This is a genomic window from Kosakonia sp. BYX6, from assembly GCF_038449125.1.
Classification (GTDB): domain Bacteria; phylum Pseudomonadota; class Gammaproteobacteria; order Enterobacterales; family Enterobacteriaceae; genus Kosakonia; species Kosakonia calanthes.
The window spans coordinates 1,871,795-1,887,501 of the sequence record NZ_CP151800.1; the positions used below are offsets into that span (position 1 = coordinate 1,871,795).

Consider the following 15,707-nt stretch of genomic DNA (forward strand, 5'->3'; position numbering starts at 1 on the left):
TTCTCAGGTAAGGGATCAGTTGAGGGCGGTACTGGCGGTCATGACAACGGTTTTCGCGTTAACCGGCATACCCGGCATAAACACTTTTTGTAAACCATCAACGATGACTTTATCGCCAGGGTTCAACCCTTGCTGCACGATGCGTAAACCGTCTGCCAGACGACCCGGCGTAATATCGCGGCGCTGCGCTTTGCCAGCTTTATCAACGATATAAACATATTTGCGATCCTGATCGGTCAGTACCGCTTTGTCGTCGATAAGCGTGGCTTTGAATTCAGCGCTGCCCGGCAGCCGCACGCGGGCAAAGAGTCCCGGCGTGAATTGACGCTGCGCGTTATCCAATAACGCGCGCATACGTATCGTGCCGGTACTCGGCGTTAACTGATTATCAAGAAAATCCACTTTGCCCTGATGGGGGAAGCCATCCTCGCCAACAAGGCCAATCTCAACCGGTAGCGCCAGGTGACTACTGGACGCACCTTGCCCGCTGCGGGCGAGAGTTTGATAGTGGAGGTAGGTCGACTCGTCCACGTCAAAGTAGACGTAAACCGTCTTCTGCGATACCAGTGTGGTGAGCACGCTGGCGCTGTCTCCAGCGGTGACCAGATTCCCGCTGGTGATCATCGCACGGCTGGCGCGGCCATCGATAGGCGCGGTCACTTTGGTGAAATCCAGGTTAAGTTGCGCGGCGTCAACCGCCGCCTGCGCGGCGTGAACGTCGGCCTGCGCCTGGGCCGCGGTCGAACGGCGCTGCTCCCATTCTTCACGGGATACCACGTTGGTATTGACTAATTTATCGGTACGGTTAGCCTCATTTCGCGCCAGGCTGGCCTGCGTTTTGGCTCTCGTCAACGTCGCCTGCGCCTGTTCCAGCGCGGCGCGATAGGTTCTGTCATCGATAGTGAACAGCACCTCTCCCTTTTTCACCTCCTGGCCGTCGGTGTAATTCACTTTATCAATGTAGCCAGAGACGCGGGGGCGTAGCTGAACACTTTCCACCGCTTCAATCCGACCGTTAAAGCTATCCCACTGACTAATGGATTTTACGACCACGTCGGCGGCGCTGACGGCGGGAGCTTGTGGCGCGGCGTTTTGCGCAACGCCGTCATCGCACCCGACGAGCAGTACGGAGAGCAACATCGCTCCCAGCACATGCAGATGAAAATTAACCCAAGATTTTTGCAGGCTCATTATTTTTATTCCGGTAGTTGTGCCGCCGGGCAAGACGCAGTGGGAGACGCCGCGCCATTTCCTTTGTCCGGGCTGGCTTAAGGCCATTTGTGTCGTTCATCGCCACAAAACTGTAACAGTTGCGGATACACTATTTCGGCGATTGTAGGGAGGCGCTAAATTAAGTGCAAGAATAATAGATACGCTTTATGTGCTGTTTCTGGCAGAGGCAAAAGACGCGTTTCCGGCAAGGATTTAATGCACTAGACAAAAATGCTGTTAATAGTTGTGTGGGGAAACAAGGTAAACACTGGCGCATTTATTCACGCACAAAAGCAGCAAAAATCGGTCGAGCGCTTATCCAGCACTCGGCGCATGGCGCCGCAGTTCGGCGGCGCTGAAATGTGGCAATTACGCCAGCAAGCAGGTCATCTTCAATACAATCTTTCCCTGAATGCCACCCTGTGCGGCTCGCGCATGCGCCGCTGATGCCATTGATAACGGATATGTGCTGTCAATGACCACCCGAACAACGCCTTCCTCGAGTAAACGTCCAGCTTCCTGCAATTGCGCACCGTTAGAACGAACCTGCGTTGATGACACGAGAATTCCTTTTTCGCTGGCTTCAGCGTACCCGGAGAAACCCAGAGGATTAACAAGAAACAACGCGCCACCTCGCTGGATGATGCTCAGGAAGCGCTCCATGTTAGTTCCCCCAACAGCATCAATGACGAGATCGACATCTCTCGCAACTGTTTCCACCGCGGTTTTGGTGTAATCGACAAACTCATCCGCGCCTAAACTGCGTAACAGCGCCTCATTTTTGCCTGAAGCAACGGCAATTACCCGCGCCCCTTTCCATCTGGCTAGCTGAACAGCCAGGTGACCGACTCCTCCACCAGCACCATTAACAAGCACCGTGCGACCTTCAAGTGGCACAGGTTTATGCGGATTGGGCTGGAATGGATTTGGCGCACCATGACCCAGGTCAACCAAAAACTGCCAGGCCGTGAGCAGTGACATTGGTGCAGCGGCAGCATGTATGTGGTCAATTCCCTTCGGTTTTAGCGCTAACTCAGATACAGGGACACTGACGTAATCTGCATAAGCGCCGCTTCCCTGCATAATATCTTCCGGGAAACGCACCATAGAAAAGACGTCGTCTCCAATATCAAAACCGGAAACATCTTCTCCGACCCTGGCAACCACACCCGAGATATCAGTACCCAGGATAAGAGGAAAGTTGGAGCCAGGTTGCCATTCAGGCGGCAGCGTCCTGTAACCATCACGCAGATATAAATCTGGAGGATTCAGGCTGGCGGCAAGCACCCGAACAAGGACATCATTTCTGCCAATAACCGGCAGAGGCGCTGCTTCATATTTCAGGACGTCGGGGCCACCAAAAGCATGGAGCTGAACGGCTTTCATCATATTCATCATCACAATCTCTCTCAAAATGTCATTTCGTTCGCAAATAATATGACCAATGAGATGGGTTGATAATGGGGGTGTGATTCGCTTTAATCATGCCATGAAGGAACAAATAGCATTTGAAAGACTCACCGGTTTAATCGCATTTGCCCGCGCAGGCTCGCTAGGCAGTTATACTGCCGCCGCGCGTTCGCTTTCTGTTTCTCCCTCTGCGATCAGCAAAAGTATTCAACGCCTGGAAAAACGTCTTGGCATCCGTCTGTTTACGCGAACAACCCGTTCGCTGGTCTTAACCGCTGAAGGTCGTGATTTACACGAGCGTGCGCTTCGCTTGCTGCAGGATGCTGAAGAAATTGAGCAGGTTGCCAGGAGCGCGCAAGCAGAACCTGCGGGAACGTTAAAAATTGCCGCATCATTTCCCGTTGGTCTGCACATCATCGTGCCACTTCTTCCTGCCTTTAGCGCAAAACACCCAAGGGTGACAATTGACTTACGGTTAAGCGATCGCGTGGTGAATATCGTTGAAGACAACATCGATATTGCGATACGGATGGGCGAGCTCGCTGATTCAAGCCTGATATCGCGCCGTCTTCCTCGTTATCAAATCGGCTGCTATGCCTCCCCGGACTATTTGGCGGCCCATGGATATCCTGATCATCCCGAACAATTAACGGATCACAAAACGGTAAACCTGCGTTACCAGAATACCGGACAACGCTTTCGCTGGCCGTTCCGGTTTGGCGGCAGGGAGGTAGAGATTGTGCCGTCATCCGGCGTCATCGTTGATGCGAGTGAAGCAGTGTTGGCCGCAGTGGCTGCTGGTGCCGGTATTGGCATGGTGGCAAGCTTTATGGCTGAATCCTGGGTCAAAAGAGGGGACATCATCCCTGTACTTTCTGAATTTGCAGTGAACCGGGATAATATTACGGTTTTATGGCATGAAAGCCGGCGCACTAACCCAGCCGTACGGGCATTTCTTGATTGGCTCATCGAACAGGTCTGCATCCCTCAAGTCTGAAATTGAATGTGTTCAAATCAGCAAAATAGGTAAGAGTACGTCTGTATGTCCGGCTATTCAGGCTCCAGTGCAAAATGCCCGCACTGTTACCTGATTTCCTGTCGTTAGCGATCTTAATCGGCTCATGATTTGAGCCGATTAAGGCACAGAGTTACACCGTCGGGAGGGTACCGCCATCTATCACATATTCGGTACCGGTGATGGCTGCAGCATGAGATGACGCGAGGAAGGCAATGAGCGTCGCCACTTCATCAGGCTTCGACGGACGCCCCAGCGGAATGCCACCGAGAGCATTCATGATTATCTGCTTACCGCCTTCGTAATCCGTTCCAGCCTGCTGCGCCAGTCGCTCCGCCAACGCCACCGACGCTTCGGTTTCGATCCAGCCGGGCGCAACGCGAACCACCCGAACTCCCTTAGGCGATACCTCTTTCGACAGACTTTTGCTGTACGCCGACAGCGCCGCTTTGGCCGCCGCATAGCCGGTGGTCGATTCCGGTAACGGCAGTTTACGCTGGATAGAGGTGACGTGAATGATCACCCCGCCCCCCTGTGCCAGCATCCCTGGTAACAGCGCGCGATCTAAGCGCACCGCTGGCAACAGATTAAGATTGAGTTCCTGCTGCCACACTTCTTCACTCAGCGCCGCAAAGCCACCGCCGGGTGCGGTAGAACCGCCCGCCACATGGATGATGGCGTCGACACCTCCCAGGTGCGCCTGAACGGCTTCCACCACTGAGGCACACCCCGTGATCGTCGTGAGGTCCGCTGCCACGAAGGCGTCTGCGACGCACTCTGTGGGCGCGTGGCGCGCGGTGGTTAACACCCTGGCACCCAGCTGTTTCAACAACCCGACGACCGCTTTGCCGACGCCTTTGGTACCCGCGGTAACCAGCACGCGTTTATCCTGGAAATCAAGATCCAACGGCATCAGACAATCTCCAGAGTGTTGATCTTGTCGCCGACCAGGCCGAAAGCATGCTTAAGCACTACCGGGCTGCCGGGAAAATTACCGACGACATTCGAGGTGACCGTCACCCGGTTACCTTTAGTGAGAACCTGAATCGGCTCAACGCTGTAGTCAAACGCGGCCTGCACGGCACGCTGCCATGCCTCGATCGCCGCGTGCCCCCGATGGATTTTACCTTCGTCGATCACAACGGCATCGGCGGTGAAACAGTGCTTAATTGTGGCGATATCGGCCCCGTTGCTAATTGAGAAATAGACAGAAATAGGGTGTGGTAACGATAATGGCATGGCTCTGTACTCCCGTTATTTACAGTACGGGCATTTTCAACATAGGCTGTGGAATTGACAAGTACGCACAAAAAAGTGAGTTGCTGAATTATGAGTAAGTTATATAGCCCAGAAACTGCCGCAAGCGGTGTGGAGCACGTCCTGCGGTTGCTGGAAGGCCGCTGGAAATTAATCATCCTTTTTCATTTGTTCGACGGGAAGGTACAGCGCTATTCCGATTTTGAAAAACTGATCCCCGGTATTTCTCAGAAGATGCTGGCGCAGCAACTGCGACAGTTGGAAGCCGATGGGATCGTGTCACGGACGGTGTATCCTCAAGTGCCGCCGAAAGTGGAATATCGACTCACTGAGTGGGGGCAAGCGCTGTGCCCTGCGCTTGATGCCATGCTGAAATGGGCGGAAAAACGCGAAGTTTAAGTAGCATTAAGTGAAAGCAGTTACGTTTCAACATCGGGCATTGCTAACAGCGATACAGTAACTGGCCGGTAAACCCGCGTCGCTGACCCCGCGACGCATTCAGTTCCCAGAGCTAAGTGTCGATCGGCGACATCGAAATGGTGGCATCAATTTTAGGGTTTATATGAGGTTTGAATGTTATTGAACGGGAGCCGGGATGCCGCCGGATTGATGCGTGATTACGGAAAGATGAGACGCGTGTTTATGTTGAATTTCTCAGCCAATCATCCCGCGTGAGAGAATAAAGCAGGCTAGGGGGCGCATCTTTAACATCATCGATATCTCTGATGTATTTTAGCCCCGTTTTTTGCAGCACTTTTTGCGATGCCAAGTGGTTGCCTCTCACGACGGCAGAAATCTCAGTCAATTTAATATCAATGAATCCATATCTCACCGCGCACTCAGAAAATTCAGTCGCCAGGCCTTTGCCCCATACTTTTGCGGCAAAACGATATCCCAAATTATTAATCGACATATCGGCATAGCTGAGAATGCTCAACCCGCCAAAGCCGATGATATTTTCAGGGGTAGTCCGAAGCGATATCGCCCAGTTACCAAACCCATTGTTCTCCCAATGGTTAAGCCAGCGATTCAGAACCGTTTTTGCATGGTGAATGTCCGGATAGGGCCCGGCTGGGTTGAAGAGGTTAGTGGCTGGGTCGCCATAAATTTTGAAAAGGTCGTCTGCATCGGACGCCATTACCGGACGAAGACACAGGCGTTTCGTTTCAACGCGCAAATTTACCTCCAAAACAGTCATCACAATTAGGGAAGGTCAGTACGATCGCCCCGTGTTGTCGGGTGGGAAATGACAATAAATTCAACGGGTGATTCAGTGTCATTTCTGGCTTGATGCTTTGATTTCGGCGGGATTTCGATACCCTGCAGTGCGCCGATTTCATGCTTTTTGCCTTCGAGTTCTATCTTTCAGGTACTTATAACGAAGGCGCATGCAGATTAACGTGTGGAAGCCATGCGGATCTACCACCAGATTTTGAACTATACACACTGACAAAGGGCGTCTTCGCACATCGCCCGCCTGGTACAGCCTCAAAAATTACAGCTATAATCCCCCAAATTTTCCAACGGGTTCAGAAACGAAGATGACAAAACTCACCTTACAAGAGCAGATGCTGCAAGCTGGATTAGTGACCAGCAAAAAAATGGCCAAAGTGCAAAGAACGGCTAAAAAATCCCGCGTTCAGGCTCGTGAGGCAAGAGAGGCTGTTGAAGAAAATAAAAAAGCGCAGCTTGAGCGTGATAAGCAGTTAAGTGAACAACAAAAGCAAGCGGCTTTATCGAAAGAGTTCAAAGCGCAGGTTAAGCAACTGATTGAAATGAATAGAATCACTGTTTCAAAAGGCGATATTGGTTTTAACTTCACCGACAATAATCTCATCAAAAAAATCTTTGTAGATAAGCTCACGCAAGCTCAGTTGATCAGTGGCCGTCTCGCCATTGCTCGCCTGGCTGTGGGTAATAGTGGTGAGAGTGAATACGCCATCATTCCCGCGAGCGTAGCCGATAAAATCGCCCAGCGAGATGCAAACAGTATTGTGTTAAATAGCGCGCTGAGTCAGGAAGCGCAGGATGAAGACGATCCGTACGCCGATTTCAAAGTGCCTGATGATCTGATGTGGTAATGCGCGGTTGATGCTTTTGCATTCAGAACGGGCAGGCATGACGCGCGCTGATCGGCTCGCCGCTGATGGGATGCACAAAATGCAACTCGCTGGCGTGCAGCATCAATCGTGGTGTTTGTTCGGTGCCCGGCAGCACGCGTCCACCGTACAGATCGCAACCTAAAATAGGGTGACCCAACTGCTGGCAGTGAATGCGCAGTTGATGGGTTCGCCCGGTCTCTGGGGTGAGCTGTACGCGCGTCAGCGGCAGCAATGTTCCGTTTTCCAACTTACGATAGAAACGCTCAATGACCTGATAGCGCGAGCGAGCGGGTTTGCCGTGGATTGCACAAATCGACATCAGCGGAAACAGCGCCGGTTCTTTGGCAATCGCAGCGTCGATCACGCCTTCGTTGTTGTCCAGATGCCCGCAAAGCAGCGCGCTATATACCTTGCTCACCGTGCGTTGGCTGAATTGTTGGCAGAGTGCGGCATTGATGGCTTTATTGCGGGCAACCACCATCAGCCCGGAAGTGCCAAAATCAAGGCGGTGAACCAGCGTGCAGCCAGGGAAGATCTGCACCAGCCGATGATGCACCGAATCAAGATTGTGTGGATTTTTCCCCGAAAGACTCAGCAACCCGGCGGGTTTATTGATCAGCACCAGGTGCTCATCCTGATGAAGAATGTCTATCTGGTCATCGCACGGTGGGGCAATAAAGGTATCGAAAATCGTAGACATCAGGCTGCCTGAAGGGAAAGTGGCTGCGGATAATAACGAATTTTCAGTCGACTGGCGAATCTGGATGACTCCTCGCATACCCGAAATTTATCGTCCAGACTTAAAGCAAAGACGTAGTCGGCGCAGGCATTGTGCATTACACTGCGCGCTGCAAAAAACTGAGTAGATAAACGATTAAGTAGGCGGTAATGGCGATGAACGGAACGATCACAACCTGGTTTAAAGATAAGGGTTTTGGATTTATCAAAGATGAAAATGGCGATAACCGCTACTTTCATGTGATTAAAGTCGCCAACCCTGAACTGATAAAGAAAGATGCGGCGGTGACGTTTGAACCGACCACCAATAACAAGGGGTTGTCGGCTTATGCGGTGAAAGTTGTACCGGAAAGCAAGTTCATCTACATCGCGGGCGAGCGCCTTAAGCTCACCTCGATCAAATCTTATCTCGTTTACAGCGAAGAAGTGCCGGCGGATACCCGCATTGATAAAGAAAATGCGGTGCTGTCTGTGGGTGTACTGATGAGCAGCATCCGGCCGAAATCCACGGCGAAGCCGGGTGAAATGCGCGCGTTGAAAAAACTGGCGATCACCACCTTCCAGGGCTCGACGTTAATCTTCTCGGAAGATGAAATAGACATCGACGCGACGGTGAAACTGCTCAAGGTCTGAAATCATTCGGGCTGATTCTGTACCTTCTTGAGGACAACTTATGAATAAAGAAATACCGCTAAAATTCTATGACATCGCGGATGAGTATTCGACGGAATCCGCAACGCCGGTGAGCGAGTCAGAACGTGACGCCCTGGCACACTATTTCCAATTGCTCATCACCCGCTTAATGAATAACGAAGAGATCAGCGAAGATGCGCAAAAAGAGATGGCCGCTGAAGCCGGTATCGACGAACGTCGTATCGATGAGATCGCTAATTTTCTGAATCAATGGGGCAATGAGTAGTTCCTGTTGAGAGTGTTTTGGAACGAATAAAAAAGGTTAGGGCGGTCAGGTCGCTTGTCGACCAGAACAACCCAACCTTTTTCGTTCAAGTGGATGCGGCGAACCGGCATTATCGAAGTGTGCGGGTAAACTGCTGCTCGGTTAGGCTGCTTCCCCACTGGTCTCCTTGCCACTCTTTTGCCAGCTTAAAACCGAATGATTCGTAGAGATGTCTCGCCGCCGCGAGTTTGCTGAATGTCCATAACTGAACCGCAGAGAAGCCACTTTCCTCGCAAAATTGCATCGCTTCGGCAATCAACTTTCTCCCTGCTCCGCTACCCCGGCAACTGTCTTCCAGAATGAACCAGCGCAAGTGCGCCTCATTGTTTCCGAGGTCTTCGCCGTCAATGGCGAGAGAGCCGACAATGCGCCCGTTGAGCATCGCCAGCCAAATCTGATTGCACGACTTATCCAAGCGGCCTGAGAATTCAGCCAAACCCGCAGCAACTTTGCTTTCAAAGAAAATACCGAAGTTATGCTCGCGGGCGTAATAGCTGGCATGCATTTCAGTGATGCGGCCAATCATTCCCGCATGATAGCCAGAGACAATTTGCAGACTACTTTGGTTGCTCTGGTCGGCGTCTTTTCGGCAGGCTTGTAGAGCACTGGCGTAATAGGTCAGCCCTTTGGCGATGTCTTGTTGCTGAGGGCGGGACATGTTTTCCAGCGCGGCAATAACGCCTGCGTTGGCGTAATGATTAATTTTCCCGACCGTTTCTCTGCCCTGGTCGGTCAGCCCAAGCTGCTTGATCCGCGCATCGTCAACAGACGGGCTTTCTTCCAACTCCCCGGCGCTGACGAGTTTTGCCAACATTCGGCTGACGCTGGACTTCTCAAGCCCCAGAACCTGCACCAACTGAGCCGCCGTCATTGATCCCCGACGTTCCACTTCAAGCAATGTGTGCACAACGGAAGGGGAATAGCCGGATGCCGCCAGGGTAGTGTTCATAAAACCGAGTTCCCGCACCATCAGACGTGACGCAGCGCGGATCGCTTCAATGATTTGTGGGTCAATACTCATCGCATGAATCTCTAAAATATGGTTGTATCATGCAACCATGTTTTCACGTTTGCTGTCAATTGAGCATTCAGGTCGATCAGAAATCCCTTACTGTCAAGACCACCAGAGTGACCACAAATCGACGCTGATGAGAGAATGGCTGGGATGTAGTTACTTATTGTTGGAATTGGGGATATGCTGCTGCATCAATTCAACGATCCAATCAATAAAAACGCGTAGTTTAGCGTTGACATGGCGGTTCGGCGGAAACGCCAGGTGCAGGGGCATTGGACTGATACGCCATTGTGCAAATAACGGAATTAAAGAGCCAGCAACCTGATGTGCTGCCGCCATATAGATTGGCAGCGCAATCACGCCTAAGCCAGCGAGCCCAGCTTCGAGGTAAGCATTGCCATCATCCACGGCAAGCACATAGCTGCCCATGATTTCAATATGTTCACTCTCACAGTGCAGGACCAGAGGATCAATCTTACCGGTGCGTGAGGACAAGAATCCCACTATGCGATGGTCGGTGTTTTCCAGCTCTCGCGGGTGCGCGGGGACGCCAAGGCGTTCCACATAACTCGGTGCGACGTAGACGCCGATTTGCAAATCGCCAACGTGGCGTGCGATCAGGGACTGGTCGTTGATTTCGCCACCGCGCAGCACGCAATCCACGTTGTCGCCGATCAGATCCACCACCCGGTCGCTCACGCCCATGTCGAACTGGATATCAGGGTAGCGCGCATGGAAAGCCGGTAGCGCCGGCACCAGGACGAGGCGGGCCAGCGGACTGGGTACATCCACCCGTAGCCGTCCCCTGGGCGTAATCGCCGAACTGGACAGGCTGTTTTCAGCATCTTCCATGTCCGCCAGCAAGCGGATGACGCGTTCGTAGTAAACCGCGCCATCGGGAGTGACGCCGAGCTTGCGGGTGGTGCGATGGATCAATTTAACGCGTAGACGCGCTTCCAACTGCTGAATGAGCTGCGTCACCGTGGTTTTGCTCATATGCAGCGTTTGGGCAGCCTTTGTGAAGCTACCGGCCTCCACCACGCGAGCAAAGGCGCGCATCGCATCGAAACGATCCATTCCTTATCCTCTTTTTTCACCGATTGTTTGGATTTTACAAACAATGATGGACAAAGTCGCTTGTTTATCCAGCCGATCCAGCACCTGTAAAGTGTCTTTATGTTCACCGGGCAGATTTCGCCCCCTTGCAAAGGTACAAACATGACAGCACGCGAAGCAGTTTTTCCCTTCGGTCGGCAGGCGCTCTATGAGCGCAATCGCTATTCACCGGCCATCAAATCTAACGGTTTCTTGTTCGTTTCGGGGCAGGTTGGTAGCCGCGAGGATGGTTCGCCTGAGCACGATCTAAAAGCGCAGGTCAGGCTGGCATTCAATAATCTTAATGCTGTTCTCGCATCTGCGGGCTGCACGTTCGGTGACGTGGTTGACGTTACCCTTTTTGTCGTCGATCCCGAGTCAAACCTCGACGCTATCTGGAGTATCCTGCCAGAATATTGGGGGGAAGCGCCTTACCCTACGTTGACCGGGATCGGCGTGACGTGGCTTTACGGATTCAAGTTTGAGATTAAGGTGATTGCCAGGCTGCCCTAAGCGTTACGGGTCTTTCCGCCAGTCGAAAATTCAACAGGGCAGCCCGGGCGGCCTGTAGAGGAAACAGCGAGATTTCTGACGTGCTGTATGCCGGATCGGGGTAGTTTGCCAGACTGGTCTGGATTTACTGATGAGACAGAGGAAAATTTATGAAAGCAGCGGTTTATGACGTGGAAGGCGCTCCCGGCGTCCTGAAATATGTCGATATCCCAGATCCGATCCCAGGGCCTGACGACATCCTTATTTCTGTCGAGGCTATCTCGATTGAAGGGGGAGATCTGATCAACCGCCGTTCAACTCCGCCGCCTCGTCCTTCATGGATTGTCGGCTACGCGGCCGCGGGCACGGTTGTTGCAGTCGGATCGAACGTCCGTAGTCGTACGGTTGGGGACAGAGTCGCTGCTTTTCACATGCAGGGATCACATGCGGAGCGGTGGGCTGTACCCGCGGAGCAAACCTGGCTTATACCCGATGGGGTGGATATGGCAGAAGCGGCGGTGTTGCCGATTTCTTTTGGAACCGCGCATCATTGCCTTTTCACACGAGGCATGCTCCGGCACGGAGAAACCGTCCTTATTCAGGCAGCTGCTGGTGGCGTAGGGCTAGCGGCCGTTCAGCTTGCCTCACAAGCAGGCGCAACGGTCATCGCTGTGGCAAGCGGAACGCAGCGAAGAAGCCGGTTGCTTGAACTTGGTGCCGATTATGTCGTGGATCGTGCAGAGAATAACGTCGTGGACAGTGTCCGACAGTACACCCATGGCATCGGTGTTGATCTCGTCATCGATCCGGTGGGGACGACGTTGCCTGCTTCGCTTTCTGCACTCGCTCCGGAAGGACGTCTCGTCTTCGTCGGTAATGCGGGCGGCGGCAGTCTGACTGTCGACTTGTGGCCGCCAATGCAGTCTAACCAGACACTCATGGGAGTATTCATGGGACCCCTTTTTGAAAGGCCCGGAGTTCGGACAAGTGTGGACGACATGTTGCAGGCTATAGCAGCAGGGCGTATCAGGGTTGTCATTGACCGCATCTTCCCTCTGGCTAACGCTGCCGCGGCTCACGAATTCGCCGAGACAGCGAAACCGCTTGGCCGCATCGTTATGAAGCCATGAGGCGCGTTTGACCAGTATGAGTGCGCTGGGCTAATTGACCTGCTCCCCGTTGATTAATAACAAAAAGCCCGCTTAAGTTTCCTTAAGCGGGCTTCTCGAATTTTGGCTCCTCTGACTGGACTCGAACCAGTGACATACGGATTAACAGTCCGCCGTTCTACCGACTGAACTACAGAGGAATCGTGTGAACGGGGCGCATACTACTGGCCCCGTACTTTGGTGTCAACACTAAAATTAACGTGCTGATTCAATTGGCTAATTAAAAGACAGGCCGCTGTTTTAATGAACCTGATTTGTACTTTCGCTATAGCCGCCAGGCTGACCGCGCAGACGGTTTTGTGGGTCCTGCTTGTAGAAATGGCAAAAGCGTTGCCACAACGCGGGAAAGCGCGGGGCGAACAGTTCCGGGGCGCTAAAGAAATATTCGGAAAGCACGGCGAAACACTCTGCGGGATCGGTTGCCGCGTAGGCATCAATACTGGCGGCGCTTTCGCCCACCAGATCGATCTCATCCTGAATATTATCCATCGCGGCACGCAGATCATGCTCCCAACCGGCCACTTCACGCAGCGGAATTAAGGGAATACCGCTGGCCCGATCGCCATTTCGTGTATCCAGTTTATGTGCGACTTCATGAATAATCAGGTTGTAGCCAGATGCATCGAACGAATCCTGAATATCCAGCCAGTTGAGAATAATCGGGCCTTGCTGCCAGCTTTGCCCGGATTGCACCATGCGCTGGTTATGCACCAGACCAATATCATCTTCCCACTCATCATCAACAATAAACGGGGCAGGGTAGATCAGCACTTCGTGGAAACCGTCCAGCCACTCAAGGCCAAGCTCCAGCACTGGCAGGCAAAACAGCAGGCTAATGCGCGCGCTCTTCAGGGCATCTAAATCAAATCCCTGGAGTGGAACCAATCTTTTTTGCTGTAAAAAACGGTCTGCCAGCTGAACAAGTTTGAATTGTTCATCGGGGGATAAATTCGCTAAAACCGGGGCGTTTAGCGCTTCTTCCCAGGGGAGCTCTGCGTTATCCGCGGAGTCCTTTGTTTTCCAGGGCCACTTAATCATCGTTTTGCTCGCAAACTCGCCACTTGAACCAAATTAACGGGACAGGGTCTGTTAAAATGCCAAATTACCTGGCATCATGGCAACCATCTGAACGGAGAGATGCCAGAGCGGCTGAATGGACCGGTCTCGAAAACCGGAGTAGGGGCAACTCTACCGGGGGTTCAAATCCCCCTCTCTCCGCCATTATTCAAACACTTACCCGCTTTGCTTTCCACGACTCTCGTCACAGATGTTTCCCCGCTCGTGCGTTTGCACATTTTATAACCTTCTTTTAACAACAGCGCCAGAAATGTATTTATCCAGGCGGTGAATGTTAAATATCAGAACTGCCCTATTTGTAATAAGTCTTATATCTATTTCGGCATGATTAATACAATAAACTTATAACGCCAGCGGTGCGTTTTTCTTGTTATTTTTTATGGGATTACATCAAACCGTCATCAGTGCATAACAAATTATTTGACGGGCAGTTTTATCAGCAGAAAGACGTATATATTAGTTGTGCTGATATATCTTTCAAACTCATTCTTAGACTATATGATGTGAAAGAAACCACAAAAAAATTGCAAGAGTTTCATTCTTTTCACCCTTAACACAGGGATAAATCATTATGGAAGATCGCGCGGTTCGAAGTATGGGGGGAAAACTGGCGTTGTGGGTTTTCTGGATATTCTGCGTCTATTTTTGCTGGACACTGCTTAATGATATCTGGCTGGCAAGCCAGATTAACGTACCTTCAGGGTTTGCCAACGGTGCCGTAAGTACCGCCGGAAACTGGCTGAATACGGTGTCTGGCATTATCGTTTTGGGCGTTGTGGGTGCAATACTCGGTGCGATTGCCTGGTATACTCGTCCGCGCGATCCTGATGCCTGACGCACCAGGTTACCTTTTCATCACAGGAAGTAAGAATGAATTTACTCGACTGGCAACAGCGCTTCGATCGATGGATCACGCAACACTTCAACCAGGCCGACGCCGCCCACGATGTTTCGCACTTTCGCCGGGTATGGAAAACAGCGCAAACGCTAATGGCAGGTCAGCAGGTTGATGCGCTGGTCGTTCTGACCGCCTGCTATTTTCATGACATTGTCAGCTTCGCGAAAAACCACCCGCAACGTCACCAGTCCTCAACGCTGGCAGCAGCAAAAACCGCCGAAATCCTCGCCGCCGATTTTCCCGATTTCCCGGAAGATTTAATCGCCGCCGTGCGTCACGCCATTGAAGCGCATAGCTTCAGCGCTGGTATCGCGCCGCAAACCTTGGAAGCCAAAATTGTACAGGACGCTGACAGGCTGGAGTCGCTAGGCGCGATTGGCCTGGCGCGCGTGTTCGCTGTTTCTGGTTCAATGGGCGGCGTGCTATTTGACGGTGAAGATCCGTTTGCCACGCGGCGTGAACTGGACGATAAACGTTTCGCGCTGGATCATTTTCGCTGCAAACTTCTCAAACTCCCCGCGACGATGCAGACAGCAAAAGGGCGCGAATTGGCGAATCACAATGCGGATTTTCTGGTGCATTATATGGCGAAACTGAGTGCCGAGTTGCAGGGCGACCATCAGCATCTTGACGATGAAGTGCTGCGCCTCTATAGCCCGCTCCTACCCTGACGGAGAAACAAAATGGCGGATGTGCACAATAAAGAGACGCGCAGCAGGAACATGCGCGCTATCGCCACGCGTGATACCGCCATTGAAAAACGCCTGGCCGCCTGTCTGACTTCGCTGGAACTCGACTTTCGTGTGCAGGACGCCTCTTTACCGGGGCGCCCTGATTTTATTCTGGATGAATACCGCTGCGTGATTTTCACCCACGGCTGTTTCTGGCACCGTCACAACTGTTATCTGTTCAAAATCCCGGCAACGCGTACCGATTTCTGGCTGGAGAAAATCGGCAAAAATGTGACACGCGACGCGCGTGATTGCGCCTCGTTGCTCCAGCAAGGCTGGCGGGTGCTGATTGTCTGGGAATGTGCGCTGCGCGGAAGGCTGAAATTAAGTGACGCGGCGCTGAACGAAAGGCTGGAAGAGTGGATCTGCGAAGGGCAACAAACCGCGCAGATCGACACGACCGGGATTCACAGTATGGATGCGATGGGTTTCTCCAAATAGTTTCAGTTATCACTCTCTAATCTCTTATATTTTGCGGTTTCCCTTTTAATTAACCGCATGTATTCCTGTTTTTAATCTCCGATGAAAATTCTCAAAT

19 protein-coding genes, 2 tRNA genes and 1 pseudogene are annotated in these 15,707 nt (G+C 52.2%); 11 read left to right on the forward strand and 11 right to left on the reverse strand.

The genetic code is table 11. The features are described from left to right. Positions 1-15: 15 nt before the first annotated feature. A complete protein-coding gene (locus tag AAEY27_RS08745; protein WP_342324689.1) occupies positions 16-1,191 on the reverse strand; it encodes an efflux RND transporter periplasmic adaptor subunit in 1,176 nt (391 codons plus the stop codon). 390 nt (positions 1,192-1,581) lie between these two features. After that, positions 1,582-2,610, reverse strand: a complete 1,029-nt coding sequence (locus AAEY27_RS08750) for an NADP-dependent oxidoreductase (protein WP_342324691.1) — start codon at positions 2,608-2,610, stop codon at positions 1,582-1,584. Between the two features lie 91 nt (positions 2,611-2,701). Between AAEY27_RS08750 and AAEY27_RS08755 the strand changes: the two genes are divergently transcribed. After that, positions 2,702-3,619: a LysR family transcriptional regulator gene (locus AAEY27_RS08755; RefSeq protein WP_342325520.1), complete on the forward strand. Its 918-nt coding sequence runs from the start codon at positions 2,702-2,704 to the stop codon at positions 3,617-3,619. A 151-nt stretch (positions 3,620-3,770) separates the two neighbouring features. Here the strand turns inward: AAEY27_RS08755 and AAEY27_RS08760 are convergent, their stop codons facing one another. Continuing rightward, complete coding sequence (locus tag AAEY27_RS08760; RefSeq protein WP_342324692.1) at positions 3,771-4,550, reverse strand: SDR family oxidoreductase; 780 nt, start codon at positions 4,548-4,550, stop codon at positions 3,771-3,773. Beyond that, a complete protein-coding gene (locus tag AAEY27_RS08765; RefSeq protein WP_342324694.1) occupies positions 4,550-4,876 on the reverse strand; it encodes a nuclear transport factor 2 family protein in 327 nt (108 codons plus the stop codon). Before AAEY27_RS08765 ends, AAEY27_RS08760 begins: the two co-directional genes overlap by 1 nt. Before the next feature lie 90 nt (positions 4,877-4,966). Here AAEY27_RS08765 and AAEY27_RS08770 point away from each other — a divergent pair, with 90 nt between their 5' ends. Beyond that, entirely contained in the window at positions 4,967-5,293 is a 327-nt protein-coding gene (locus tag AAEY27_RS08770) for a winged helix-turn-helix transcriptional regulator (RefSeq protein WP_342324695.1), read from the forward strand. A 241-nt stretch (positions 5,294-5,534) separates the two neighbouring features. On the opposite strand, the gene AAEY27_RS08775 is transcribed toward AAEY27_RS08770, so the two are convergent. Both AAEY27_RS08775 and AAEY27_RS08780 read right to left on the reverse strand, forming a co-directional pair. Next, positions 5,535-6,071, reverse strand: coding sequence for a GNAT family N-acetyltransferase (locus tag AAEY27_RS08775; RefSeq protein WP_342324697.1), 537 nt, complete (start codon positions 6,069-6,071; stop codon positions 5,535-5,537). 26 nt (positions 6,072-6,097) lie between these two features. Then, a pseudogene (locus tag AAEY27_RS08780) lies at positions 6,098-6,256 on the reverse strand (cupin domain-containing protein); the annotation flags it as partial. Between the two features lie 179 nt (positions 6,257-6,435). On the opposite strand from AAEY27_RS08780, the gene AAEY27_RS08785 reads away from it, so the two are divergent. Further along, positions 6,436-6,975: a DUF2058 domain-containing protein gene (locus AAEY27_RS08785; RefSeq protein WP_342324698.1), complete on the forward strand. Its 540-nt coding sequence runs from the start codon at positions 6,436-6,438 to the stop codon at positions 6,973-6,975. A gap of 22 nt (positions 6,976-6,997) precedes the next feature. Here the strand turns inward: AAEY27_RS08785 and AAEY27_RS08790 are convergent, their stop codons facing one another. Beyond that, on the reverse strand, positions 6,998-7,696 hold the full coding sequence (locus tag AAEY27_RS08790) for an RluA family pseudouridine synthase (protein WP_342324700.1): 699 nt from the start codon (positions 7,694-7,696) through the stop codon (positions 6,998-7,000). A 188-nt stretch (positions 7,697-7,884) separates the two neighbouring features. On the opposite strand from AAEY27_RS08790, the gene AAEY27_RS08795 reads away from it, so the two are divergent. Beyond that, positions 7,885-8,367: a cold-shock protein gene (locus AAEY27_RS08795; RefSeq protein WP_342324702.1), complete on the forward strand. Its 483-nt coding sequence runs from the start codon at positions 7,885-7,887 to the stop codon at positions 8,365-8,367. Positions 8,368-8,407: 40 nt separating this feature from the next. Continuing rightward, positions 8,408-8,653 (forward strand): YmjA family protein, encoded by a 246-nt coding sequence (locus AAEY27_RS08800; protein WP_342324704.1) that lies wholly within the window; start codon positions 8,408-8,410, stop codon positions 8,651-8,653. Positions 8,654-8,762: 109 nt separating this feature from the next. Here the strand turns inward: AAEY27_RS08800 and AAEY27_RS08805 are convergent, their stop codons facing one another. Continuing rightward, the gene (locus AAEY27_RS08805; protein ID WP_342324706.1) at positions 8,763-9,713 is read right to left on the reverse strand and encodes a bifunctional helix-turn-helix transcriptional regulator/GNAT family N-acetyltransferase; all 951 of its coding nucleotides are present in this window, start codon (positions 9,711-9,713) and stop codon (positions 8,763-8,765) included. Between the two features lie 150 nt (positions 9,714-9,863). Next, the gene (locus AAEY27_RS08810) at positions 9,864-10,784 is read right to left on the reverse strand and encodes a LysR family transcriptional regulator (protein ID WP_342324707.1); all 921 of its coding nucleotides are present in this window, start codon (positions 10,782-10,784) and stop codon (positions 9,864-9,866) included. Between the two features lie 141 nt (positions 10,785-10,925). Here AAEY27_RS08810 and AAEY27_RS08815 point away from each other — a divergent pair, with 141 nt between their 5' ends. After that, positions 10,926-11,315 (forward strand): RidA family protein, encoded by a 390-nt coding sequence (locus AAEY27_RS08815; RefSeq protein WP_342324708.1) that lies wholly within the window; start codon positions 10,926-10,928, stop codon positions 11,313-11,315. Between the two features lie 149 nt (positions 11,316-11,464). Further along, the gene (locus tag AAEY27_RS08820) at positions 11,465-12,424 is read left to right on the forward strand and encodes a quinone oxidoreductase family protein (protein ID WP_342324709.1); all 960 of its coding nucleotides are present in this window, start codon (positions 11,465-11,467) and stop codon (positions 12,422-12,424) included. Positions 12,425-12,527: 103 nt separating this feature from the next. On the opposite strand, the gene AAEY27_RS08825 is transcribed toward AAEY27_RS08820, so the two are convergent. Then, positions 12,528-12,603, reverse strand: a tRNA-Asn gene (locus tag AAEY27_RS08825). A gap of 100 nt (positions 12,604-12,703) precedes the next feature. Continuing rightward, positions 12,704-13,501 carry a DgsA anti-repressor MtfA gene (gene mtfA, locus AAEY27_RS08830; RefSeq protein ID WP_342324711.1) on the reverse strand — a complete coding sequence of 266 codons (798 nt, stop codon included), beginning with the start codon at positions 13,499-13,501 and terminating at the stop codon, positions 12,704-12,706. 93 nt (positions 13,502-13,594) lie between these two features. Between mtfA and AAEY27_RS08835 the strand changes: the two genes are divergently transcribed. The 4 genes from AAEY27_RS08835 (at position 13,595) to AAEY27_RS08850 (ending at position 15,610) form a co-directional block, all read left to right on the forward strand. Then, positions 13,595-13,684, forward strand: a tRNA-Ser gene (locus AAEY27_RS08835). A 427-nt stretch (positions 13,685-14,111) separates the two neighbouring features. Then, the gene (gene drpB, locus AAEY27_RS08840; protein WP_342324713.1) at positions 14,112-14,375 is read left to right on the forward strand and encodes a cell division protein DrpB; all 264 of its coding nucleotides are present in this window, start codon (positions 14,112-14,114) and stop codon (positions 14,373-14,375) included. Positions 14,376-14,410: 35 nt separating this feature from the next. Further along, positions 14,411-15,109, forward strand: coding sequence for a phosphohydrolase (locus AAEY27_RS08845; RefSeq protein WP_342324715.1), 699 nt, complete (start codon positions 14,411-14,413; stop codon positions 15,107-15,109). Positions 15,110-15,121: 12 nt separating this feature from the next. Then, complete coding sequence (locus tag AAEY27_RS08850) at positions 15,122-15,610, forward strand: very short patch repair endonuclease (protein WP_342324716.1); 489 nt, start codon at positions 15,122-15,124, stop codon at positions 15,608-15,610. The last annotated feature ends 97 nt before the right edge of the window (positions 15,611-15,707 follow it).

Coding starts and splice junctions, on each gene's coding strand:
- AAEY27_RS08745 (WP_342324689.1), bottom strand. CDS start 1,191: ATGAGCCTGCAAAAATCTTGGGTTAATTTTCATCTGCATGTGCTGGGA.
- AAEY27_RS08750 (WP_342324691.1), bottom strand. CDS start 2,610: ATGATGAATATGATGAAAGCCGTTCAGCTCCATGCTTTTGGTGGCCCC.
- AAEY27_RS08755 (WP_342325520.1), top strand. CDS start 2,702: ATGAAGGAACAAATAGCATTTGAAAGACTCACCGGTTTAATCGCATTT.
- AAEY27_RS08760 (WP_342324692.1), bottom strand. CDS start 4,550: ATGCCGTTGGATCTTGATTTCCAGGATAAACGCGTGCTGGTTACCGCG.
- AAEY27_RS08765 (WP_342324694.1), bottom strand. CDS start 4,876: ATGCCATTATCGTTACCACACCCTATTTCTGTCTATTTCTCAATTAGC.
- AAEY27_RS08770 (WP_342324695.1), top strand. CDS start 4,967: ATGAGTAAGTTATATAGCCCAGAAACTGCCGCAAGCGGTGTGGAGCAC.
- AAEY27_RS08785 (WP_342324698.1), top strand. CDS start 6,436: ATGACAAAACTCACCTTACAAGAGCAGATGCTGCAAGCTGGATTAGTG.
- AAEY27_RS08790 (WP_342324700.1), bottom strand. CDS start 7,696: ATGTCTACGATTTTCGATACCTTTATTGCCCCACCGTGCGATGACCAG.
- AAEY27_RS08795 (WP_342324702.1), top strand. CDS start 7,885: ATGGCGATGAACGGAACGATCACAACCTGGTTTAAAGATAAGGGTTTT.
- AAEY27_RS08800 (WP_342324704.1), top strand. CDS start 8,408: ATGAATAAAGAAATACCGCTAAAATTCTATGACATCGCGGATGAGTAT.
- AAEY27_RS08805 (WP_342324706.1), bottom strand. CDS start 9,713: ATGAGTATTGACCCACAAATCATTGAAGCGATCCGCGCTGCGTCACGT.
- AAEY27_RS08810 (WP_342324707.1), bottom strand. CDS start 10,784: ATGGATCGTTTCGATGCGATGCGCGCCTTTGCTCGCGTGGTGGAGGCC.
- AAEY27_RS08815 (WP_342324708.1), top strand. CDS start 10,926: ATGACAGCACGCGAAGCAGTTTTTCCCTTCGGTCGGCAGGCGCTCTAT.
- AAEY27_RS08820 (WP_342324709.1), top strand. CDS start 11,465: ATGAAAGCAGCGGTTTATGACGTGGAAGGCGCTCCCGGCGTCCTGAAA.
- mtfA (WP_342324711.1), bottom strand. CDS start 13,501: ATGATTAAGTGGCCCTGGAAAACAAAGGACTCCGCGGATAACGCAGAG.
- drpB (WP_342324713.1), top strand. CDS start 14,112: ATGGAAGATCGCGCGGTTCGAAGTATGGGGGGAAAACTGGCGTTGTGG.
- AAEY27_RS08845 (WP_342324715.1), top strand. CDS start 14,411: ATGAATTTACTCGACTGGCAACAGCGCTTCGATCGATGGATCACGCAA.
- AAEY27_RS08850 (WP_342324716.1), top strand. CDS start 15,122: ATGGCGGATGTGCACAATAAAGAGACGCGCAGCAGGAACATGCGCGCT.